16 protein-coding genes and 1 pseudogene are annotated in these 21,834 nt (G+C 70.5%); 6 read left to right on the top strand and 11 right to left on the bottom strand.

Translation table 11 applies throughout. The annotated features are described in order from the left end of the window. Positions 1 to 13 precede the first annotated feature (13 nt). The 5 genes and pseudogenes from ACFVXG_RS26155 to ACFVXG_RS26135 form a co-directional block, all read left to right on the top strand. A pseudogene (locus tag ACFVXG_RS26155) lies at positions 14 to 341 on the top strand (FadR/GntR family transcriptional regulator); the annotation flags it as partial. Further along, positions 332 to 709, top strand: a complete 378-nt coding sequence (locus tag ACFVXG_RS26150; protein ID WP_387930968.1) for a FadR/GntR family transcriptional regulator — start codon at positions 332 to 334, stop codon at positions 707 to 709. The pseudogene ACFVXG_RS26155 and the gene ACFVXG_RS26150, both read left to right, overlap by 10 nt. Before the next feature lie 426 nt (positions 710 to 1,135). After that, a complete protein-coding gene (locus ACFVXG_RS26145) occupies positions 1,136 to 3,130 on the top strand; it encodes an alpha-L-fucosidase (RefSeq protein WP_387930855.1) in 1,995 nt (664 codons plus the stop codon). A 489-nt stretch (positions 3,131 to 3,619) separates the two neighbouring features. Next, the gene (locus ACFVXG_RS26140; RefSeq protein WP_387930854.1) at positions 3,620 to 6,094 is read left to right on the top strand and encodes an RICIN domain-containing protein; all 2,475 of its coding nucleotides are present in this window, start codon (positions 3,620 to 3,622) and stop codon (positions 6,092 to 6,094) included. A gap of 116 nt (positions 6,095 to 6,210) precedes the next feature. Further along, the gene (locus tag ACFVXG_RS26135; protein WP_387930853.1) at positions 6,211 to 7,326 is read left to right on the top strand and encodes a ricin-type beta-trefoil lectin domain protein; all 1,116 of its coding nucleotides are present in this window, start codon (positions 6,211 to 6,213) and stop codon (positions 7,324 to 7,326) included. Between the two features lie 101 nt (positions 7,327 to 7,427). Here the strand turns inward: ACFVXG_RS26135 and ACFVXG_RS26130 are convergent, their stop codons facing one another. The 10 genes from ACFVXG_RS26130 to ACFVXG_RS26085 are packed head-to-tail and all read right to left on the bottom strand — an operon-like array spanning position 7,428 to position 17,449. Further along, on the bottom strand, positions 7,428 to 8,465 hold the full coding sequence (locus ACFVXG_RS26130) for a PfkB family carbohydrate kinase (protein WP_387930852.1): 1,038 nt from the start codon (positions 8,463 to 8,465) through the stop codon (positions 7,428 to 7,430). After that, positions 8,462 to 9,091 (bottom strand): bifunctional 4-hydroxy-2-oxoglutarate aldolase/2-dehydro-3-deoxy-phosphogluconate aldolase, encoded by a 630-nt coding sequence (locus ACFVXG_RS26125; protein ID WP_387930851.1) that lies wholly within the window; start codon positions 9,089 to 9,091, stop codon positions 8,462 to 8,464. Before ACFVXG_RS26125 ends, ACFVXG_RS26130 begins: the two co-directional genes overlap by 4 nt. Further along, on the bottom strand, positions 9,088 to 9,849 hold the full coding sequence (locus ACFVXG_RS26120; protein ID WP_387930850.1) for an SDR family oxidoreductase: 762 nt from the start codon (positions 9,847 to 9,849) through the stop codon (positions 9,088 to 9,090). Before ACFVXG_RS26120 ends, ACFVXG_RS26125 begins: the two co-directional genes overlap by 4 nt. Further along, complete coding sequence (locus ACFVXG_RS26115) at positions 9,846 to 10,889, bottom strand: zinc-binding dehydrogenase (RefSeq protein WP_387930849.1); 1,044 nt, start codon at positions 10,887 to 10,889, stop codon at positions 9,846 to 9,848. Before ACFVXG_RS26115 ends, ACFVXG_RS26120 begins: the two co-directional genes overlap by 4 nt. A 28-nt stretch (positions 10,890 to 10,917) precedes the next feature. Continuing rightward, positions 10,918 to 11,802, bottom strand: coding sequence for an amidohydrolase family protein (locus ACFVXG_RS26110; protein ID WP_387930848.1), 885 nt, complete (start codon positions 11,800 to 11,802; stop codon positions 10,918 to 10,920). Between the two features lie 37 nt (positions 11,803 to 11,839). Then, complete coding sequence (locus tag ACFVXG_RS26105) at positions 11,840 to 12,187, bottom strand: L-rhamnose mutarotase (protein ID WP_387930847.1); 348 nt, start codon at positions 12,185 to 12,187, stop codon at positions 11,840 to 11,842. Further along, positions 12,184 to 14,181 carry a hypothetical protein gene (locus tag ACFVXG_RS26100; RefSeq protein ID WP_387930846.1) on the bottom strand — a complete coding sequence of 666 codons (1,998 nt, stop codon included), beginning with the start codon at positions 14,179 to 14,181 and terminating at the stop codon, positions 12,184 to 12,186. The genes ACFVXG_RS26105 and ACFVXG_RS26100 overlap by 4 nt, the downstream gene beginning before the upstream one ends. Before the next feature lie 34 nt (positions 14,182 to 14,215). Continuing rightward, the gene (locus ACFVXG_RS26095) at positions 14,216 to 15,124 is read right to left on the bottom strand and encodes a carbohydrate ABC transporter permease (protein ID WP_380407149.1); all 909 of its coding nucleotides are present in this window, start codon (positions 15,122 to 15,124) and stop codon (positions 14,216 to 14,218) included. A 55-nt stretch (positions 15,125 to 15,179) separates the two neighbouring features. Continuing rightward, positions 15,180 to 16,088, bottom strand: a complete 909-nt coding sequence (locus tag ACFVXG_RS26090; RefSeq protein WP_387930845.1) for a carbohydrate ABC transporter permease — start codon at positions 16,086 to 16,088, stop codon at positions 15,180 to 15,182. Beyond that, the gene (locus tag ACFVXG_RS26085) at positions 16,085 to 17,449 is read right to left on the bottom strand and encodes an ABC transporter substrate-binding protein (protein ID WP_387930844.1); all 1,365 of its coding nucleotides are present in this window, start codon (positions 17,447 to 17,449) and stop codon (positions 16,085 to 16,087) included. The genes ACFVXG_RS26090 and ACFVXG_RS26085 overlap by 4 nt, the downstream gene beginning before the upstream one ends. A gap of 362 nt (positions 17,450 to 17,811) precedes the next feature. On the opposite strand from ACFVXG_RS26085, the gene ACFVXG_RS26080 reads away from it, so the two are divergent. After that, the gene (locus ACFVXG_RS26080) at positions 17,812 to 18,612 is read left to right on the top strand and encodes a FadR/GntR family transcriptional regulator (protein ID WP_387930843.1); all 801 of its coding nucleotides are present in this window, start codon (positions 17,812 to 17,814) and stop codon (positions 18,610 to 18,612) included. Positions 18,613 to 19,036: 424 nt separating this feature from the next. Here the strand turns inward: ACFVXG_RS26080 and ACFVXG_RS26075 are convergent, their stop codons facing one another. Further along, positions 19,037 to 21,589, bottom strand: a complete 2,553-nt coding sequence (locus ACFVXG_RS26075) for a collagenase (protein WP_387930842.1) — start codon at positions 21,587 to 21,589, stop codon at positions 19,037 to 19,039. Positions 21,590 to 21,834: the final 245 nt, after the last annotated feature.

Raw genomic sequence — 21,834 nt, 5'->3', positions numbered from 1 at the left:
GAAAGGCGAGGCCGTGCCAGTCACCGACGAGGCGATCGAGAAGATCAAGTCCATGATCGTGAGCGGTGAGCTGCGCCCCGGCGCGAAGCTCCCGAAGGAAGCGGACCTCGCCGACCGGCTGGGCCTGTCCCGCAACTCCCTGCGGGAGGCGGTCAAGGCGCTGTCGCTCATCCGGGTGCTCGACGTGCGCCAGGGCGACGGCACGTACGTGACCAGCCTGGAGCCCGACGTCCTGCTGGACGCCCTGGGTTTCGTCGTCGACTTCCACCAGGACAACACGGTGCTGGAGTTCCTGGAGGTCCGCCGGATCCTGGAGCCCGCCGCCACCGCCATGGCCGCCCAGGTGATGCCCGAGGAGGACATCGCCGGCCTGGCCGAGATGCTGCAGAGCCTGGACGAGGCCGCCACGCTCGACGAGATCATCGCCAACGACCTGGAGTTCCACCGCAGGATCGCGGCCGGGTCGGGCAACACCGTGCTCTGCTCGCTGATCGACGGGCTGTCCGGGCCGACCACGCGCGCGCGGATCTGGCGCGGGCTGACCGAGGAGGGCGCGGCCGACCGCACCCGCCAGCAGCACCGCCAGATCTTCGACGCCATCGCCGGCCGGCGCCCGGAGCTCGCCCACGCCTGGGCGACCGTGCACATCGCCGGGGTCGAGCAGTGGCTCCGCAGCACCCTCGGCGAGCCCGGGTCGGCCCTCGGCTGACGGGACGACGGGGGCAGGGGCGGCCTGGACGGCCGGGACAGCCGAGTGGCTGTCCCGGCCGTTGTCAGTGTATGCACAAGTCGGCCCGCCGTCACCGCACTGGACGCAGATCGATCCGATGAATGCTCCGCCTCCCAGGGAGTTGCGCCGAGTGAGCCCGGACCACACGAAGGACCGAACGGGACTTGGAGATCACGGAATGAACCCCAAGTCCTAACTCCGACCTGCGAGTTCATCGAACGCCAGACGGGTCGCCCCAGCCCTGACGGCAGCCGACGCTCATCCCCGCCGAGAGACACGGATCCTGCGAATCATCGGATATATCGCTGTCAGATGTCTTGACGCGCCGCTCCGGGCGACGCCATACATGTACCTGACTCGCACAGCCCATCCGACAGCGAGCATTCCAGGACCAACGGAGCATCCATGTCACGATCCATCAGTCGCAGGAGCATGCTCACCGCCGTCGCAGTGGCAACCGCCGCCACTGTCGTCGGACCCGTCGGCATCCCGGCTGCCGAGGCGGCCAGTACCGCGGGCGACCCGCTGCCCCTCGTCCCGCTGCGCGTCCCGAAGCTCGACCAGGGGGCCTGGCAGCAGCCGGACAGCAAGATCCAGTGGATGCGCGACAACAAGGTGTCCATGTTCATCCACTGGGGCGTCTACTCGGCAGCGGCCCAGGGCGAGTGGCACATGTTCTACTCGAAGACCGCGCCGACCTCCTACCGGGCGCAGTACGCCGGCTCGTTCGCCGGCCAGTCCCAGTCCTACAACCCCGCCGCCTGGGCGCAGCTGGCCAAGGACCTCGGTGCCGCCGAAGTCGTCCTGACCACCCGCCACCACGAGGGGTTCGCCCTGTGGCCCAGCCGCCACCCCAACGCCTGGACCGCCGGCGACACCCCGTTCCCCGCCGGAACTGACTTCGTCAAGGGCTACGTGAACGCCGTGCGCGCGGCGGGCCTGCGGGTCGGGCTCTACTACTCCCCGATCGACTGGCGCTACCCCGGCTACTACGACGTGAGCGGCGCGAAGCCGCCGAGCCCCGCGCTCACCTCCGACTGCGTGCTGCCGAACAGCGTGTACCCGTGGAACTACGAGGGCTCCGACCCGGCCGGCTTCGACTACCACGAGAACGCCCGGACCATGAAGAACGAGGTGTATCAGTCCGTGAAGGAGCTGGTCACCGACTACGGCGCGATCGACGACATCTGGTGGGACGGCGGCTGGCTGGCGCAGCAGGGCACCGACGCGGCCGGGTCGTTCTTCTGGGAGCCCGGCCAGTACCGGGACGGCGGCAACGGCTGGCAGGTGGACTCCGCGTACGGCGAGAGCGAGTGGGGCACCGGCAGGCCACTGGGTCTCACCGGCGTGCTGCGCCAGCACCAGCCGAACGCCGTGTCCAACTCCCGTTCGGGGTGGGTGGGCGACTACGACCTCGACGAGGGCACCGGCGTACCGAGCGGGCCGATCCGGTACGGCCGCCTGGTCCAGAAGACGTTCTCCGTCGGCGGGAGCTGGGGGTACAGCGGCGACTCCGCCATGCCCTTCTCCCAGGCGCTGGGCCTGTTCGTCAACTCCTTCGTCCGCGACATGTCCGTGCTCGTCAACGTCGGCCCGGACGCGACCGGCACGGTCCCGAGCAAGCAGGCCGCGCTGATGCGTCAGCTCGGCGGGTTCATGAGCGCCAACCGGGAGGCCGTGTACAACACCCGCGGCGGCCCGTGGAACCCGGTGGACGGCCAGTACGGCTTCACCTTCGCCGACCGGACCGTCTACGCCCACCTGCTGGCCGGGTACAGCGGTGGCAGCAGCTTCACCACGCCCTCCCTCGGCGACGCGACCGTCACCTCGGTCTACGACGTGGTCTCCAAGGGCCCGCTGTCCTTCAGCGCGGCCGCCGGGAACGCCGTCACCGTCACCGGCATCGACCGCACCCGCTACCCCGACGACACGATCGTGGCGATCGTGCTCGACCGCCCGGTGGTGCCCACGGACATCGCCCGCGGTTGCCCCACCACGGCCGACAGCGTGGAGACGTCGCACGGGAACGCGGCCGCCAACGCGGTGGACGGGGACACCTCGACCCGCTGGTGCGCGGCCGACGGCGGCACCGGGCACTGGCTCCGGGTCGACCTCGGCTCGGTGCGCCCGGTCACGGGCGCCCGGATCGCCTGGGAGCAGGCCGGGAAGGCCTACCGCTTCCGGGTCGACGGATCCAGCGACGGCGCCACCTGGTCCACGCTCGCCGATCTGAGCGGGAACACCACCGCCGCGCAGGTGCAGACCGTGGCGTTCACCGGCCGGACCCGCTACGTCCGGGTGACCGTCACCGGTGGCCTGGACGCCGGCACGTGGGCCTCGGTCCGTTCGCTGGAGGTCTACGACCGCCGCTTCCTGGACCCGTCCCTCAGCAACGGCTGACGCCCCGCCGGACTCCCGCGACCAGCCCGCGACCAGCCCTCCCGGCGCGGGCTTCGTCGTGTCCAGGTACGGCTCAGCTAGGCCACTTGAGTCAGAATGAGTCGTACTCATTTACCCCAGAACACTCCGCGACTCGACCTTCTCGACTGACCACAGGAGCTGCGGCCGCCCTCTCCAAACCTACCCTGAGCTGGAACTTTCGTGCTGTCAGCTACCCCCACAGTCTATGGGCCTGCAGTGCGCCCCGTGTCATTGGTGTTACAGCGATGAAAGATATGCATGTCTATCTTCTTGACATAATTACCCATCCGACTCGATAAATAGCACTCATAGGAGCCCACTTGAGAAGGGACGCCCCATGAGAGCCCTGCGCATAGGCGCGCGGACGGCCATGGCCCTCGCAGCGACGGCAACCCGGGAACGAGCATCACGTCGCCGTTCAGGACCGTCCAGGCCGCCCAGGCCGCGGTCCGCGCCGTCAACGCCAACATGTCCGACGACATCGTCGTGAACCTGCGCGGCGGCACCTACCAGCTGACCGCGCCGCTCACCTTCGGCACCGCCGACTCGGGCAGCAACGGGCACACGGTCGTCTACCAGGCGTACAACGGCGAGACCCCCGTCTTCACCGGCGGCAGGACGGTCACCGGCTGGACCCAGGCCGCCAACGGCGAGTACCAGGCTCCCGTGGGTGCCCTCAACTTCCGCCAGCTGTACGTCAACGGAGTCCGCGCGACCCGCGCCCGCTACCCCAACGCCGGTACGGACTTCCAGCTCCAGGGCAGCGACGCCACCAACAAGCTGCTCAAGGTGCTCGATTCACAGGCCTCCGCCAACTGGAACCACCTCAACCAGGTGGAGATGGCGCTGGAGACCCAGTGGGGCGAGAGCTTCCTGCGACTCAAGTCGGTCAGCTCCGCCAACGGCACCGCCAACATCGCCATCCAGGACCACGAGGCGGGCATCCTCTTCCAGCGCCCGTGGCCGCAGCTCTCCAACGGCTCCCCGCTGCACTTCGAGAACGCCCACGAGTTCCTCGACGAGCCGGGCGAGTTCTATGTCGACACCACCGCGCAGACCCTCTACTACAAGCCCCGCCCCGGCGAGAACATGTCCACGGCCACCGTGCAGGCGCCGACGCTCCAGACGCTCGTCGACGTCAAGGGCACCAGCCTCGACGCCCCTGCCCACGACCTGCGGTTCTCCGGGATCACCTTCACCCAGACCACCTGGATGGAGGCCACCAACAACGGCTACCTGAACGGCCAGGGCGGCAATTACAACCTCTCGGCCGACACCTCCAACCAGCAGTACGTCGGGCGGCCGCCGGCCGCCGTCCAAGCCGCGGACACCGACCGCATCTCCATCACCGGCAACGTCTTCACCGAGCTCGGCTCCACCGCGCTCGACCTCTCGCACGGTGTCCACAGCAGCAGCGCCATCGGCAACTACATCTCCGACGTCTCCGGCAACGGCATCATGGTCGGCAAGTTCTCCGACCCGACGGTGGAGTACCACACCGTCTACAACCCGCCGGCCTCGCCGGCCAGTGAGGACGCCCGGGAGGTGGTCAAGAACGTCACCGTCAAGGACAACCTGATCACCCGGACCGGCCGGGACTACCTGGGTACCGCGGGCATCAACGCGGGCTTCGTCAACAGCACCACCATCGACCACAACGACATCTCCGACTCCCCGTGGGCCGGGATCTCGCTCGGCTGGGGCTGGCAGTCGGCGGCCAACGCCGAGGGCAACAACAGCGTCAGCTTCAACCGCATCGGCAACGTGATGAACCGGCTCTGCGACTCGGCCGGCATCTACCACCTGTCCAACGATCCGAACACGGTCGTCAACGGCAACTACATCCACGACCTGGTCCGGAACCCCGCCGCCTGCGGCTCGCCCCTGGCCGGCCTCTACACGGACGAGGGGTCGGACAACATGACCCTCTCGAACAACGTCCTGTCGCGCACCGACGGTTTCATCAACCAGAACCGCAACGGCGCCAACGTCACCCTCACCGGCAACACCACCTCCGGCGACGCGGTGATCAAGGCCTCCGGTCTCGAATCCGGCTACCAGTGGATGGCCCTGGTGCCCAACCTCGCCTGGAACAGGACCGCGACCGCCTCGTCGGTCTTCGGTTCCGGCTTCGAGGCCTCCAAGGCCGTCGACAACAACAGCTCGACCGGCTGGTCGCCGACCGGCGCCGACACCTCGGCCTGGTGGCAGGTCGACCTCGGCCAGTCCTACCAACTCGGCCAGTTCGCGCTGACCACCCGTCAGGACGTGGACCAGTCCTCGACCCGCGGCAACTTCGAGATCCGGGCCTCCAACGACCCGAACTTCGGCAGCTACACCGTCGTGGGACGGCAGACCGACACCCTTCCCTACGCCTCGACGCTGACCGGCAGGATCGACGTCCGCCAGGCCTTCCGCTACGTGCGGGTCGCCAAGACCGACGGCGCGTACTTCTTCATCACCGATTTCAGCGTCCAGCAGGCCGGTGGAGCCGTGGCCACCGCGACCGGTGGCCCGACCATCAACCCGTCGACGTACTACACCATCAGGAACGTCAACAGCGGTCAGGTCGCGGACGTGTCCGGCGGCTCCACCGCCGACGGTGCCGGCGTCATCCAGTGGCCGAGCAGCGGCAACGCCAACCAGCAGTGGAACATCGTCCCGGTCAGCGGCCAGCTCTTCAAGATCGTGAACCGGAACAGCGGCAAGGCCCTCGAGACCCCGTGGTCCAGCCACTGGAAGTCGACCGCCGCCGACCAGTCCACCTACAACGGCGGCAACAACCAGCTGTGGTACTTCGAGCCGACCAACGGCGGCCACCTGCTCCGCAACTACGAGAGCCGGCAGGTCCTGGAGGTGAGCAGCGGCTCGACGACCAGCGGGGCCGCGATCGACCAGTTCATGCCGCTGAACCAGTCCAACCAGGCCTGGACCGTCCAGTGACGGCCTGACACCCCACTGACCGTGAGGCCGGAGACCACTGCTCAAGCACTGCTCTCCGGCCTCACCGTTTCCAGCAGCGAATCACCGAGCGACTCACAGAAGAGGACACCTGCGTCATGCGAAAGTTCCGGGCTCTCCCCCTGATCGCGCTCGTCACCGCCGCGCTCGGCGTGACGGCGACCGGCGCGGCCCCCGCCTCCGCCGCCTCCGCCGCCTCCGGCACGCCCTTGCGGGTCATGCCGCTCGGCGACTCGATCACCTGGGGTCTGGGCAGCAGCACGGGCAACGGCTACCGAGGCCCGCTGTGGGACGGACTCGCAGCGGACGGCCACCCGCTGGACTTCGTCGGCACGGGGCGGAACGGCTCGATGTCCGACCCCGACAACGAGGGCCACTCCGGCTACCGCATCGACCAGATCGCCGCACTCGCCGACGCGGCGCTGACCCGCTACCGGCCCAACGTCGTGACGCTGGAGATCGGCACCAACGACCTCAACGGGAACTACCAGCCGTCCACCGCCGCCGCCCGGCTGAAGTCGCTGGTCGACCAGATCACGGCCGACGTCCCCGACGCGACCGTCCTCCTGGCCTCCCTGGTGGTGTCCACCAGCAGCACGGAGGAGCAGTACCGGGCCGCGTACAACCAGGCCGTCCCTCAGATCGTGAGCGACGCGCAGGCCGCCGGCAAGCACGTCGCGTACGTCGACATGAGCGCACTGACCACGGCCGACCTGGCCGACAACCTGCACCCCAACGACGCGGGCTACCGGAAGATGGCCGACGCCTTCCGCCGCGGCGTCCAGGCCGCGGACAGCGCCGGCTGGCTGAAGGCTCCCGCCCCCGCCCCCGCCCCGGTGAAGTCCGGAATAGCCGGCAAGTGCCTGGACGTCAACGGCGCGGGCACCACGGACGGAACGGCCGTCCAGACCTGGGCTTGCAGCGGAGGCGTCAACCAACTGTGGTCCGCCTACACCGACGGCAGTCTTCGTTCCCTGGGCAAGTGCCTCGACGCCGCGGGCTGGGGGACGGCCAACGGCACCAAGGTGCAGCTCTGGTCCTGCACCGGCGGCGCCAACCAGGTCTGGCAGCCCTACAACGGCGGCTACCGCAACCCCGCCTCCGGCCGCTGCCTGGACGTTCCGAACTCCTCCATCACCGACGGGACACAGCTAGAGCTGTGGGACTGCAACGGCGGCGCCAACCAGAGCTGGACCACGCTGACCGCCGGCTGACGGCCTGGACACCTCGGGGCGTGCTGGAACGCCGAAACGGCCCCCGTGTCGACCGCCCACTGTGGGCGGTCGACACGGGGGCCGCTGGTTCGGTCAGCGGGTCAGCGTCGGACGGCGGCGGAGCCGCCCGCGACCAGGGCCTCGACCTCGGCGCGCGAGGCCATGGCGACGTCACCGGGCGTCGTCATGGTGAGGGCGCCCAGGGCCGTGCCGTAGGCGAGGGCGCGCTCCAGCGGGGCACCGTCGAGCAGGCCGTGGATCAGGCCGGCCGCGAAGCCGTCCCCGGAGCCGATCCGGTCCAGGACATGCAGTCCGGGCATCTCGGGGCCGACGAGGTAACCGGTCTTCGCCGACCACGCCGCCGAGCTCCAGTCGTTCACCCCGGCTGAGGGCACCTCGCGCAGGGTCGTCGCCAGCACCCGCGCCCCGGGGAGCAGAGCGGCCACCGAGGCCAGCGCGTCCGGCACCTCGTCGGCGCCGAAGCGCTCGGCGCCGGGGTGGCCGCCCGCCATTCCCAGGGCGCCCACGATGACGTCGGCGTGCCGGGCGAGCCGCAGGTCCGTCTCGCGGGCCCGCTCCGGCCCGCCGCGGCCGGCCCACAGGCTCGGGCGGTAGTTGGGGTCGTACGAGACGGTGAGACCGTGGCGGCGGGCGGCCGCCATCGCCTCCTCGGCGACGTCGACGGTGGTGTCGGACAGTCCGGCGAAGATGCCGCCGGTGTGGAACCAGCGCGCCCCGCCGCCGAACACCGCGTCCCAGTCGACGTCCCCGACCCGCAGCTGGGACGCGGCGGTGTGGGCGCGGTCGCTGACGCCGAGTGCGCCGCGGATGCCGAAGCCCCGCTCGACGAAGTTCAGACCGTTGCGCGCGCTGCGGCCGATGCCGTCGTCGGGCAACCAGCGGATCAGCGAGGTGTCGACCCCGCCCTGGAGGACCAGGTCCTCGACGAGCCGGCCCACCGCGTTGTCGGCGAGCGCGGTGACCACGGCCGTGCGCAGGCCGAAGCAGCGGCGCAGCCCGCGGACGACGTTGTACTCGCCGCCGCCCTCCCAGACCCGGAAGGTCCGGGCGGTGCTGATCCGCCCCTCCCCCGGGTCGAACCGCAGCATGACCTCGCCGAGCGCCACCACCTCGGTCACGGCGCACCCACCCGCACGGCCTCGGCCGTCAGTCGGCGGATCTCCGGATAGTCCCCGGCGTCCAGGTGCGCGGGCGTCGCCAGCCAACTGCCGCCGACGGCGAGGACCGAGGGCTCGGCGAGATACCCGGACAGCTGGCCGGGGCCGATCCCACCGGTCGGCATGAAGCGCACGCCCGGGAAGGGCGCCGCGAGCGCGCGCAGCGCCCGCAGGCCGCCGACCGCCTCGGCGGGGAAGAGCTTGACGGTGCTGAGGCCGGCCCGCAGGGCGCGCATCAGCTCGGTGGCGGTGGCGATGCCCGGCACCACCGGCACGTCCAACTCCCGGCAGGCGGCGACGACTTCCTCGTCGTAGCCGGGAGAGACGACGAACCGGGCACCGGCCGCCACCGCGCGTTCCGCCTGCTCGGCGGTGAGCACCGTGCCGGCGCCGACGGCCAGGCCGCCGTGCGCCGCCATCGTCTTGACCACCCGCTCGGCGTCCGGGGTGCGGAAGGTGACCTCGGCGCACCGGGCGCCGCCCTCGGCGAGCGCTTCGGCCAGCGGGCCGGCCGTCGCCGGGTCGCGCACGGTCAGCACCGGCATGACGCGGGCGCCGTCCAGCACGGCGGTCAGACCGGTTCTCATCGGCCCAGCCATCCGCCGTCGACGGGCAGGACGGTGCCGTGGACGTAGGCGGCGGCGTCCGAGGCCAGGAACACGGTGGCGCCGGCCAGGTCGTCGGCCTGTCCCCAGCGACCGGCCGGGATCCGCTCCAGGATGGACTTGCTGCGCACCGGGTCGTCCTGCAGCGCCTGGGTGTTGTCGGTGGCGATGTAGCCGGGTGCGATGGCGTTGACGTTGACGCCGGAGCCGGCCCACTCGTTGGCGAGCGCCTTGGTCAGACCGGCGACGCCGTGCTTGGCGGCGGTGTAGCCGGGAACCGTGATGCCGCCCTGGAAGCTGAGCAGGGACGCGGTGAAGATGACCTTCCCCCGGCCGCGGGACACCATCGCCGCGCCCACCGCGCGGGTCAGTGCGAACTGCGCGCTCAGGTTGACCTGGAGCACCAGGTCCCAGTCGGTGTCCGGGTGTTCGGCGGCCGGTGCGCGGCGGATGGTGCCGGCGTTGTTGACCAGGATGTCCACCGGCCGCTCGCGGCCCGCGAGGTCCGCGCCCAGGGCCCGCACCGCGTCCGGGTCGGCGAAGTCGGTACGCAGCGCCTCGAAGCCGCGGCCCGCGGCCAGCACGTCCTTCTCGACCTCGCTGCCGCTCTCCTCCAGGTTGGCGCTGACGCCGATGACGTCCGCGCCGGCCTCGGCGAGGGCGCGGGCCATGGCCCGGCCGATGCCGCGCCGGGCGCCGGTGACGACGGCGAGCCGGCCGGTCAGGTCGAAGGCGCTCATTCGCTCACTCCCCGGGTGTCGTCGGTGCAGTCCACCAGGATCTTCATCACGTCGCCGCCGCCCTCCAGGGCCTCGAAGGCTGCGGGGGCCTCGGTGAGCGGCACGACCTTGCTGATCAGCCGCTCGGCCGGGATCGTGCCGTCGGCGACCAGCGCCACCGCCCGCTCGAAGTCGGAACGGTCGTACAACCGGGCGCCCACCAGGGTGAGTTCGCGCCAGAAGAAGCGGTGCAGGTTCACCTCGCGCGGGCGGGGGTGGATCGCCACCAGGCACAGCCTGCCGCGCACCCCCAGCACCTCGACCGCGGTGTCGACCCCGGCCGCCGCGCCGGACACCTCGAAGGCGACGTCCGCGCCCGCGCCACCGGTCCACTGCCGCACGGCCTCGGGCACGTCCTCGGCGGCCGGGTCCCAGGCCGCGAGCCCCAACTCCTCGGCGAGCCTTCGCCGGTGGGCGCTCAGCTCCACCACCCGCACCTCCGCCCCGGCCGCCCGCGCCACCAGCGCGATCAGGATCCCGACCGGACCACCGCCCACCACGACGACCCGCTCACCAGCTTGCACCCCGGCCCGGCCGACGTCGTGCACGGCCACCGCGGTGGGCTCCACCAGCGCGGCCCGGTCCAGGGCGAGGGAGTCCGGCAGCCGGATCAGCGTGGCGGCGGGGACCGTCCAGCGCTGCTGCATCGCACCCGGCGAGTCGATGCCGATGAAGTCCAGGTGCTGACAGATGTGCTGGTTGCCCTTCCGGCAGGCCGGGCAGGTGTCGTCCCAGCGCAGCGGCATCACCGTCACCGCGTCCCCGGCCTGCCAGCCCTCGACGCCGGCGCCGACCTTGAGCACGAGGCCGGACATCTCATGGCCCAGGACGGCGGGCGCGGCGACGCGGGCGTCCATGTCGCCGTGGAAGATGTGGAGATCGGTGCCGCAGATCCCCACATAGGCCGGAGCCAGCAGGACCTCCCCCGGGCCGGGCTCGGAGAACTCCGCCGGGGCTGTGTCCAGCGTGCGGGCGGCCTTGTATCGAACAGCGAGTGTCATGGGGATCCCAAGGTCTCTTCGGTACGGGTTACGAGTGGGGGGCGAGGCGGTAGAAGGCGGTCGCGGTGCCCGCGAGGACCGCCGCGGCCTCGTCGGCGGTACATCCGTCGAGCAGCTCGTCCACGGTCTCGGCCCAGCGGTTCCAGCCGCCGGCGAGGTTCGCCACCGGCCAGTCCGAGCCGAACATCAGCCGGTCGGGGCCGAAGGCGCTCAGCAGGACGTCCCAGACCGGGCGGAGGTCGGCGATGGTCCAGGCCTGGTGGTCGGCCTCGGTGATCAGTCCGGACACCTTGCAGACCACCTGGGGGTGCGCGGCGAGCCGCCGCAACCGCTGCTCCCACTCCCCCAGTTCGCCGCGGACGAGGTCCGGCTTGCCCGCGTGGTCGAGCACCAGCGGCAGGTCCGGGAGGCGTTCGGCCAGTCGGCCGGCCTGGTCGAGCTGGTGGCTGCGGACGAGCACGTCGTAGCCGAGACCGCGGTCCCTGACCGCCGCCAACCCGCGCTCCACGTCGGGGCGTTGCAGCCAGTCCGGGTCCGTCTCGCCCTGGACCAGGTGACGCAGGGAGCGGAGGTGGCCGCCGCCCGGGCCGGCCAGCAGCCGGTCGAGTTCGTCGCCCACGGCCGGGGAGGTGAGGTCCGCCCAGCCGACCACGGCCGCGATCAGCGGCTCCCGGGCGGCGAGGGCGAGCAGGTCCTCGGTCTCGGGGACGTCCGGGATGCACTGCACGGCCACCGTGCGGTGGAGCCGGCGGCCCGCCACCGTGCTGGTGGCGGTGGCGCGCAGGTCGTCCGGGGTGAAGGTGCGGCGGATCGGCTCCAGGCCGGGCTCGTCGAGCCAGTCCTGCGGGCGGTGGGCGAGGTCCCACAGGTGGTGGTGGGCGTCGATCAGCGCGGGGGGCGGGGTGGCGGTCACCGGCGGCTCCGGTCTGCTCGGTCCGGCGTGGAGCGGGTCACTCGGCGGAGTGGCCGGCGGGCTCGCCGAGGTGCCAGACCTCGGTGAGTTCGGTCCACTGGCGGGAGTCGCCCCGGTCGGGGAAGGGCTCCTGGCAGGGGTCGGTGAGCTTCCACCACTCCTGGGTCACCGGGTCGGCCTCCAGCTCCGCGATGTCGGCCTCGAAGTCCTCGCCGTGGTACTCGAAGTACGCGAACAGCACGTCGTCGTGGAGGTAGATGCTGTAATTGCGGATCTTCGCCCGGTGCAGCGCCGCCTCGACCCCGGGCCAGACGGCGGAGTGGAGTTTCAGGTACTCCTCCCGGTGCTCGGGCCGGAGCCTGATGCTCTGAGCGAAGCGCTTCATGAGGATTCCTCCGATGTTTCGGCGTTCGCGTCGGCCGAGGCACCGAAGGGCGAACGATAGCTGGGGGTACGGGTGCGGAGCTCCAGCCGGAGCGTCATCCTGATCCGGGTGGACGCGGGCAACCGCACCGTCAGGTAGGCGCCTTCGCAGGCCGTCTCCGACTCGCCGACCACCGGCCCGGTGTGGCCGTAGTCGTACATGTCGCCGATCCAGCCCTCGTCCGTACAGGTCGTGTACCGGACCGAGGCGATGGTGTGCTCGGCGAATGCGCCCGCCTGAATGATAATCGTCCGATCTTTTTCTGGCGAGAGGTTCACCAGCTCGACCGTGGTCGCCTCGGGATCGATGGAGCTGACCAGGGCGGCCACGTCCTGCGGCAGCCCCGCGCGGCGGGCCCGGGCGTCGTGGTAGCGCAGCCGGGCCTGCTGGAGGCCACCGTTGTAGAGCACCTGGGGGCCGCCCCAGGTCAGCTGGACGAGGGCCTCGGTGGCGACCGGGTTGCACTGCTGCCACACGTGGATGTCGGCCTCGTCCACCTCCAGGTCGCGGTAGCGCTCCATCCGTCGCAGTCGGTGGCGGACCTGCGCCTGGGCGGCGGCGAGGATCCGCTCGGGGTAGTCCGGATCGTCACCGGCGAGGAAGGCGAACCACGCCTTCTCGTGCCCGGACTCCTCCTTGGCCCGGAACGGCCGCACGATGCTCCAGTCGAGGCCGTCCGCCTCACGCAACCGCTCTATCCGGGCCCGGTCCGCCTCGGCGGCGGTGTGGTGCCACAGCGCCATCGGCACCGGCAGGGTGACCGGGTTGTAGTCGAACCAGCCCGAGTCGTTGCGCCGGAACGGGAGGTGGAGCGTCGGCTTGTCGGTGGCCCCGGCGAGCTCGACCGCCCACTTCGACTGCAGGCTGGAGTCCGCCTCGGCGAAGGGCATCAGCTTGGCCCGGGAGATGAGCTCGTCGAGCGTGTTGCCGACCATCGCGAGGTAGTCGTCCTCGCCGGTGGACACCGCCGCGGCGATCGCCCCTACGCAGGCCGCGTGGCCCACGCTGTGCCAGCCGTGCGGCCAGGACCAGCCGTAATGGCCGCCGTACCAGCGTCCTTCGAGCAGGCCGCCGACGGCGCCGTCCGGGCTGACGTTGTCCGGGATGAGTCCGCCGTTCGCCTCGGTGCGCTCGCGCCAGGCGCCGACGTACTCGACGATCCAGTCGCGGTAGCGCTGCTCGCCGGTCAGCACCCAGGCGTTGAGGACCAGGCCGGCCGCCGCGAGGTTGACCGCGGTGTCGCCGACGCCGATCCGCTCGCGCATCTGCGCGCCGAGGCGCGGGTCCGCCGAGAGCGGGTACGGGCCGTCCTGCGCCTCGGGGAGCCATTCAAGCGGGTAGCCGTAGGTCTCCGCCTCCTTCGGCAGCCACGGGTAGACCTCGCCGTCGCTCACGCCCCGGCGGTCCGGGTCGCTGCCGTTGTGCGGGCGGGTGATGATGCGGTGCCCGGGGTCGTAGTTGCCGCGGGCCGGGTCGACGTACAGCTCGGCGAAGCGCAGGGCGCGCTCGGACCAGCGCTCGGGGTCCGCCATGCACAGGAAGTAGAGCAGCAGCAGGCTCTCGCCCTGGTGGAACCAGTCGTAGCCGCGCTCGTACTCGCCCTGGAGCATGCCCAGTTCGGTGAGGTGCGCGGTGACCCCCTCCCAGTGCTTGCCGCCGGCGTCCAGGAGATCGTCGGCCCCGCCGAGCAGGTACAGCTGCGGCCAGTTGAAGAAGACCTCGTAGAAGTCGTCCACGCCGTCACGGGTGGTCAGCCGGCCGTTGTAGTTCAGCCGGCCGTCGGGGCCGGTGAACTCCCGGGCGAAGCGGCGCCAGCCGTGGTCGAGCAGGTCGAACAGCGCGCGCTGCGCCAGGGCCCAGCCGGGCGGTTCGAGCAGCGGCACCGAGGCCTGGATCTCGGCCGGGGAACCCGTGGCGCCCCCGCCCGGGGAGGGGTCGATGGAACTGAGGGACATGGGAGGATCTCCGATCGGAGTGACGGCGCGGGTGTCATTCCTTGGTGGCTCCGGCGAGCATCCCGCTGACCAGGAAGCGCTGGGCGAAGAGGAAGACGACCAGGACCGGGGTGATGGCGACCAGGGTCGCGAGGGCCAGCTGCGGGCGCTCGATGGCGAGCGAACCGGCGGTCGGGTTGAACTGCGGCACGCTGCTGAGCAGGTTGCCGACGCCGACCTGGATCGGCATCTGGTCGTCCTGGGGCAGCATCACGTACGGCAGGAAGTAGTTGGTCCAGTTGGCGACGAAGCTGAAGAAGCCGACGAGCGCGATGACCGGGGTCGCCAGCGGCAGTGCGATGTGACGGAAGACGCCGAACTCCGAGCAGCCGTCCATCCGTGCGGCCGCCAGCAGGTCCTTCGGCACGGCGGTGGTGAAGTAGATGTACGTCAGGTACACGCCGAACGGGTAGAACGCGTACGGCAGGACGATCGACCACATGGTGCCGATCAGGTGCGCCGCGTTGACCTCCAGGAAGAGCGGCACGACCAGGGTGGCGCTCGGCATCAGCATCACGACCAGGGTCGAGACCAGCAGCAGGCGCCGACCGCGGAACTCGGTCATGGCCAGCGCGTACCCCGCCGGCACCGACACGCAGAGGGTGATGACCAGGGAGATCACCGCGTACAGGGCGGAGTTGCCCAGCCACTGCAGGATCGCGCCGTCCTGGAAGCCCTTCAGGGCGTCCCAGTTGGCCAGGAGGGCGTCCCAGGAGCCGAAGGAGAGCGGGTTGTCGTGGACCAGCTGCTGGTCGGTCTTGGTCGCCGCGAGGACGAGCCAGAGCACCGGCAGCACGAAGAACGCGGCGAAGACCGCGAGGACGGAGCCGGTCAGCAGCCGGTACGACGCGTTCCGTACGGGCCGGTGCCTGCGCCGGGACGCCCGGTGTGGAGCTCGGGTCATGACGCTTGGTTCCCGTTCCTCGCGTGGTGCGGCGGCGACCGCGGTGGCAGGGGGCTCAGTCGGCATCGAAGAATCCCGACCGTGCGACGAAGAAACCGGCGGCCGTCACGCTGACGACCAGGAGCTCCATCGAGACCGCCGCGGCGCCGTTGACGTTGTTCATCTGGAAGGCGAAGTCGTAGGTCAGCTGGTTGAGCGAGTAGTCGCGGCCGGCCACGCCCACGCTGGCGAGCGAGAGCAGCTGCGGCTCGACGAAGAGCTGCGCGCCGCCCGCGAAGGCCAGGATCACCATGTAGACGATCCACTTGCGGAGCAAGGGGATCTGCACGTGCCAGGCGGTCTGCCAGGCACCCGCACCGTCGATCCGCGCGGCCTCCAGGACGTCGTGCGGGATGTTGTTGAGCGCGCCGTACATGACGACGATCCAGCCGCCGGCCCCGGTCCAGAAGGCGATGGCGGTGAACAGCACCGGGAGGTTGCCGGGCGCGATGACCGCGCCGAAGGTGTCGAAGCCCAGCATGCCCAGCAGCGAACTGACCGGACTCACCGTCGGATCGAGCATGAACAGCCACACCAGCACGCTCGCGGCGCCCGCGAGCGCCCCGGGGATGTAGTAGAGGAAGCGGAGCGTGCGGCTGATCGGCCCCGAGGAGAGGCGGTGCAGCAGCAGCGCCAGCCCCACCACGAACACCACCAGCGAGACCAGCCAGAACAGGAGGTAGAGCGCCACGTGGCCGATCGCGTCCACGAAGCGGAAGTCCTGCGCCGTGGAGACGAAGTTGGCGAGCCCGGTGAACGAGCCCCCGGCGTCGGTGAAGGCGAAGTAGATCGCGTAGCCGGTCGGGAGGACGCCGAAGGCGACCAGCAGCAGCGCGTAACCGGCGACGAAGGCCAGGCCGGCCCGGCTCCCGCGGGCGCCGTTGCGGCGCCGGGGGGAGCCGACCGAGGAGGAGTCGAGGGTCACTGCGAGACCTTGTATCCGAACGACTGGGCGTGCTTGACGATCGAGTCCTGCCAGGCGGGCAGCAGGGAGGTGACGGTCTGCCCCTGGGTCAGGCCGGGCTTGACCGTGGCGGCCCAGATCCCCTCCTGGCTGAACTGGCCCGAGCCCCAGCCGCGCCACACCTGGGAGGCGGCGTCCTTGAGGGCGCCGAGGTCACCGGCGTAGTACCCGGCGGCCGCCTGCGCCTTGAGCCACTCCTCGGCGGCGGGCGCGTAGGCCGGGAAGCCCGGGGACTTCTGGGCCTGGTAGGCGTTGTCGGTGGTGACCCACGTGAGGAAGTCGGTGGCGGCCTTGAGGTGGGTGGAGTGCTGCGACACCAGCCAGGTGCCGCCGCCGACGTTGCCGGTGGCCGGCTCGGTGTCGCCCTGCCACTGGGGCATCGGGGCCACGCCGATCGTCTTCTCCGGCAGCTTGAGGGTGTCCCGGAACACCGCGCCGCCGAACCACGCCGGGCCGGGCATGAGCAGGATCTTGGCGGCCTCGTTCTTGGCGAAGTCGGTGCTGAAGACCCCGCTGATGGACATCGACTTGTTCTTGATCAGGCCGTCCAGGAGCGCGGCCATCCTGGTGCAGTTCTCGCCGGCGGTGTTCACCGAGACGGCCTTGGGGCCGGTGATGTGGTTGGCCCCGCACTTGCTCGCCCAGAGGTAGATCTCGGGGGCGAAGGAGTCCCCGGCATCGCCCACCAGGTAGCCGGGGTGTTCGGCGGCCACCTTCTCGCCCAGCTCCTGGTACTCCTCCCAGCTCTTCGGGACGGTGTAGCCGAACTGCTGCATCAGCGGCGCGTTGTACCAGAGCACGGTCTGCGAGAGGTCGTTGCGCAGGCAGTAGACGGTGCCGTTGACCGTACAGACGTCGTTGGCGCCCTTGGCGAAGCCGTTCAGGGTGTCCGCCGGGACCAGGCCCTTGTCGAGCGGCGCCGCGAAGCCGGCGTCGACCGCCCAGGTCGCCTCGTTGTTCTGGGAGCTGAACACGACGTCGGGCCAGCCCTTGCCGGTCCGGTTGAAGAGCTGGACCTTGGTCTGGAGGTAGTTCGAGCCGTTGGCGTCGCCGTCGTAGGAGACGATGTCCAGCTTCACCTCCGGGTGCAGCGCCTGGTACTGCTTCGCGGCGGCCACCCTGGTCGCGTCGACCCAGACGGTCAGTGTGCCGTCGGACTGCGCCGCCTGGGCGAAGCCGTCCTTGGTGGTCTTTCCGGATGAGCCGCCGCTGCTGCAGGCGGCCACGGTCATCACCAGGGTCGCCGCGCAGGCGGCGAGCATCACCGCTCGTCTCCTGCCGGACACTGCTTCCCGGCCGACCGGAGGCTTGTTGACGGTCATCATCGACTCCACTGCAGAGGCCCCGAACTGATCGGGAGGTGGGGGGAGGGCGACGCGGGACCGTCCCGGTCCGGCGTCGGATACCGAAGGGCAGCCGTTCCGCTGCCGCCCTGGGAGACAATTAGCCGCCCTATCGAGTAGGCCGTCAAGAGTTCACACGGTCTTATTCAGACTGATTTCGGACCGCATACCGAGCTCTGCGCGGCATTGGTGACGCTCTTTTAGGCAGTTGCCCACTTTCGTGGGTCAACTCGCGCCATAAAGTTCGACAGAATGAGTAGGACTCATTGCCACCCGCGGTAAGCTGAGCCGGCTCGCCGACGCGCAGCCTCGTCTCGCGCCCCACCCCGAAGGCAGGACAGATGAACGACACGCCCACGCCTCAGGCCGCGCTGCCCGTACAGACCTCCCCCACCCCCGGGGCGGCGCCGAACGGCCCGGGCGAGGAGCGGCGGGACTACCGGCCGGGATACGAGATCGTGTCGGAGCAGATCCTCGAGTACATCGCCGAGGCACGCCTGGTGGCGGGCGACCGGCTCCCCACGGAACACGATCTGGCCAAGACGCTGAACACCAGCAGGGCCGTGGTCCGGGAGGCGGTGAAGATCCTCTCCGCACTCGGCCGCGTCCGGGCGCACAAGGGACGCGGCCTGTTCGTCGCGGACGACGAGGGCATGCTCATCACCAGCCGCTGGGGCGGTTTCTTCCGTCCCGTCGACCTGGACCACGTCCTGATGTTGTTCGAGTTCCGCAAGGTCCAGGAGACGGCCGCCAGCAGTCTCGCGGCCACCCGGGCCACACCCGCCGAACTGCGCACCATCGAGGTCGCCGTGCAGCAGTGCCGGCACGGATTCGTCCACGGCCAGGTCGACGTCTTCAACCAGGCGGACGACGACTTCCACACGGCCGTGGCCACCGCCGCTCACAACACGTTCCTGCTCAGCGCCGTACGGGACGCACGCAGGCTGCAGCGCCAGTCCAGTGCCATCGGCATCCACGACGTGCTCAGCGAGGGGACCCAGGCCGCGGTGGAGGAGCACGAGGCGATCTACCGGGCCATCCGCGACGGCCGGCCCGACGAGGCCGCCACGGCCACGGCGGCACACCTCGACCGGACGCTGGAGGACTACCGCCGGGAGATCCAGCGGCGCCTGTTCGGCTAGCCCCATCCTCCGCACGTCACTGGGTTGAGTGATGTCTGTCGGGTTTGTGCTGGTCAGGCCAGGTTGGTCTCCAGTAGGTCGAGGAGGTGGAGCGGCACTCCGCGGGTGATGTGGAGCATCTGGTGCGTGGAGCTGCCGGGTGCGGTGGCGAGGTCGAGTTCGCCGAGGTCGGGTCGTTCGAGTCCCCGACGGAGATCCGATTGTTCTCGACGCGGGCGAAGGCGTGGTTGACGTGCGTGACCTTCGACCAGGGGACGTCGGAGACCAGGTGCGCGGGGTCGCCCTTGGCCCCGGAGCACCAGCCGGTGAGGTCGATGAACGCCGCGGCCGGCCGGCGGGGAGGACCGCTCCGCCGGCAGCTCGCCCACGACGGCGGCGGCCCGGAGCGAGCGCTCCGGGCCGCCGTCACGCGAGCGTGGGGGTGTCAGTACTGGGTGGTGATGGTCACGCCGCTGAAGTCGGTCTGGGCGTAGAGGCTGATGTAGCGGTAGCCCGCCGTGGTGTTGGTGACGGTCAGGCTCTGGCTGGTGGTGCCGTTGGTGGTCGAGCCGTTGGTGTAGGCGTTCGGCGTGGCCCAGGTGTCGGGGTTGTAGAGCAGGTACGCGGTGCCCGTGCCGCCGGAGCTGGAGACCTTCAGGGTCGTGCTGCCGGCCGGCAGGTAGATGTAGTAGTACGCCAGGTTGCCGGCGGTCGCGGACTGGCCGGTGCGGGAGCAGTTCTCGTCCAGCACGCGGGTGTCGGCGGCGGTGCAGCCGGCCAGGCTGCCGACCGTGACGGACTGGCTGATGGTGTTGGTCCGGCCGTTGCCGTCGGTCACCGTGAGGCTGACGGTGTAGCTGCCGGCCGCGGTGTAGGTGTGTGCGGGGCTCTGGGCGGTGGAGGTGGCGCCGTCACCGAAGTTCCAGGCCCAGGAGGCGATGCTGCCGCCGGACTCGGTCGACTGGTCGGTGAACTGCACGTTCAGGCCGGACGGGACGGCGTCGAAGGCCGCGGTCGGGGCGCCGCCCACCACGCAGGCACCGGCGGCGCAGGCGTCCAGCCAGGTGTTGAACTCGGCGTCGTACGCGGTGCCGATCGAGTTGTAGACCGCGTAACCGCCGGCGTAGTCACCGGTGCGGAAGTGGCCCAGCATGTTCGGGATGACGTCCGGGTGCTTCTCGACCATGAAGCGGACCGCGAGGTAGCCCCACGGGTAGGTGCGGGTGGTGTCGCTGTTGTCGTAGGTGTTCTGGAACAGCGTGCTGAGCGCGTAGGTGTGCTTGGGCGCCTCGGCCACCGCACCGGTGTCGGTGACGTTGCGGTAGCTGTAGGAGACGTACTCGGCGACGCCCTCGATCCACCAGACGTCCGGCACGGAGATCTGCTGGGTGAAGTCGCCCTTCATGTCGAGGCGGCCGTCGAGGGCGTGGGTGTACTCGTGGTTGAGGTTCCAGATGCCCGCGGTGAAGCCGTCGTTGCCGTTCTGGTAGGTCAGCGAGATCGGCTGGTTGGCGGGGGCGGTCGGGTCGCCGATGAGCGTGATGCCGCCGTTGTTGGTGCTGACGCCGTAGATGCCGCCCGCGTACGTCTGGTAGTCCTGCGGGGAGGCGAACACCACCATCTGCAGCGAGTTCTCGTACTGGCCGGGGATCGGGCCGCTGTCCTTGACCAGCTTGTGGAAGAACGGGTCCTGGTTCTGCAGGCTGGCGCAGACGGCGGCCAGGTCGGCGGCGGTCAGGCTCTGTGCCAGGATGCTGTGGGTGGCGTCGCAGGCGTGGCTGACCGGCAGGGCGGCGGCCTTGAGCTGCGAGGGCAGGTCGCAGACGCCGTAGTACGAGCAGTTCGCCTTGTCGTAGAAGGCGGCCATGCCGGCCACCCCGACCCACAGCGGCGCGGTGGGGCCGGTGATCGACGAGACGTCCATCAGGCCCTTGATCAGCGGCCGGACGGTGTTCACCAGCGCCGGGTGCTCCATGAACCGGGCCGTCTCCAGACCGGCGTTGGAGTCCAGGAAGGCGTTGTTGCCGCCGAGCAGGCCGCGGTGGTTGAGCGCGAAGCTGTCGAGGGTGTTGATCAGGCTCGGGTCGGCGGTGACGGCCGCGACGTAGTCGGCGTTCTGGTGGCCGCGGAAGATCGGGGTGTACACGCTGTTCGCGAAGTTCACCATGTACCAGGACGCGTCCCAGGTGCTGTTGTACGCGTTCAGCACCCGCTGGTAGGTGCCGAGGTAGTGGGCCTGGAGGTTGGCGCTGTCGCTGAGGATCATCGCCTGGCCCGCGATCTGGCCGTTGCCGTCGTTGACGTCCAGGAAGTGCGGACTGGCCACGAAGGTGTCGAGGGCGGCCTGCACGGCGCCGGTCAGCGTCGCGTCGTAGCTGCCGACGTCGGCCGGGTGGTAGTACTGCACGTAGTAGCCGGCCTGCAGGAAGTACACCAGCTGGTAGATGCCGGTCGAGTTGTCGCCGGTGTACGAGGCGGCGGCGCTCTTCAGGCCGTCGGCGACGGCCAGCATCTGGCTCTGCTGGAACACCCCGTGGGCGTCGCCGCCGGTGATCCGGAACAGCGAGCTGATGCAGTCGACGGACGAACCCTCGATGTAGCCGACCAGGTCGGCGCCGGTCCGGCTGCTGAAGTCGGCGGGCGTGCAGGAGGTGTTGGCCGTACCGGCCGTGTGCGCACCGCTGACGCTGGCCCGGGCCGCCGAGGCCTTGGCGAGCTTGGGCGTCGGGGCCTGGGGGGCGGCGGACTGCGGTGAGCGCGGCGGGAGTTGGGCGGGCGCCAGGCGGCCGGGCTGGGTCTCCACGGTGGTGTTGAGACCGAAGGCGGTACCGGTGGGGGCTATGCCCCCGGGGTGCGCGGGCTGGGCGGCCCGGCTCGCCTGCTGGCCGGCCTGCGCCGTGGGGGCGGCGAAGCTCGGGGCGGCGGCGAGGCCTGTGATGGCGGTACTCGCGGCGGCGAGCACGGCCAGTGCCCGGGGTAGCCGAAGTCGGTGACGCATCGTCACTCCTAGGTGGGGGGTGGGGGTGAGCCTCGCGAACGTGTGACGGAGGTCTCGCCTGGCACGGTGTCATGGACAACCCACCGCAATCAATAGGGTGTGACATATCACTTTCGATCGTGGTCGACCCTTCGACTGCGAAGCCACCGGCCGAACCCGGGGCCGCGGGGGGCGCCCCGCGCCCCCGGGGCCCCCCCCGCGCCCCCCCCCCGAAAAACCCGGGGCCCGGACCCCCAGGGACGGGA

Source organism: Kitasatospora sp. NPDC058162 (genome assembly GCF_042884005.1).
In the GTDB taxonomy this organism is placed as follows: domain Bacteria; phylum Actinomycetota; class Actinomycetes; order Streptomycetales; family Streptomycetaceae; genus Kitasatospora.
Note: the sequence above shows the minus strand (reverse complement) of the source record. Positions and strands in the feature narration are given on the sequence as shown.

Excerpts from the sequence above, each read along its gene's own strand:
- ACFVXG_RS26150 (WP_387930968.1), top strand. The coding sequence starts at position 332 with ATGGCCGCCCAGGTGATGCCCGAGGAGGACATCGCCGGCCTGGCCGAG.
- ACFVXG_RS26145 (WP_387930855.1), top strand. The coding sequence starts at position 1,136 with ATGTCACGATCCATCAGTCGCAGGAGCATGCTCACCGCCGTCGCAGTG.
- ACFVXG_RS26140 (WP_387930854.1), top strand. The coding sequence starts at position 3,620 with ATGTCCGACGACATCGTCGTGAACCTGCGCGGCGGCACCTACCAGCTG.
- ACFVXG_RS26135 (WP_387930853.1), top strand. The coding sequence starts at position 6,211 with ATGCGAAAGTTCCGGGCTCTCCCCCTGATCGCGCTCGTCACCGCCGCG.
- ACFVXG_RS26125 (WP_387930851.1), bottom strand. The coding sequence starts at position 9,091 with ATGAGAACCGGTCTGACCGCCGTGCTGGACGGCGCCCGCGTCATGCCG.
- ACFVXG_RS26120 (WP_387930850.1), bottom strand. The coding sequence starts at position 9,849 with ATGAGCGCCTTCGACCTGACCGGCCGGCTCGCCGTCGTCACCGGCGCC.
- ACFVXG_RS26115 (WP_387930849.1), bottom strand. The coding sequence starts at position 10,889 with ATGACACTCGCTGTTCGATACAAGGCCGCCCGCACGCTGGACACAGCC.
- ACFVXG_RS26105 (WP_387930847.1), bottom strand. The coding sequence starts at position 12,187 with ATGAAGCGCTTCGCTCAGAGCATCAGGCTCCGGCCCGAGCACCGGGAG.
- ACFVXG_RS26100 (WP_387930846.1), bottom strand. The coding sequence starts at position 14,181 with ATGTCCCTCAGTTCCATCGACCCCTCCCCGGGCGGGGGCGCCACGGGT.
- ACFVXG_RS26095 (WP_380407149.1), bottom strand. The coding sequence starts at position 15,124 with ATGACCCGAGCTCCACACCGGGCGTCCCGGCGCAGGCACCGGCCCGTA.
- ACFVXG_RS26085 (WP_387930844.1), bottom strand. The coding sequence starts at position 17,449 with ATGACCGTCAACAAGCCTCCGGTCGGCCGGGAAGCAGTGTCCGGCAGG.
- ACFVXG_RS26080 (WP_387930843.1), top strand. The coding sequence starts at position 17,812 with ATGAACGACACGCCCACGCCTCAGGCCGCGCTGCCCGTACAGACCTCC.
- ACFVXG_RS26075 (WP_387930842.1), bottom strand. The coding sequence starts at position 21,589 with ATGCGTCACCGACTTCGGCTACCCCGGGCACTGGCCGTGCTCGCCGCC.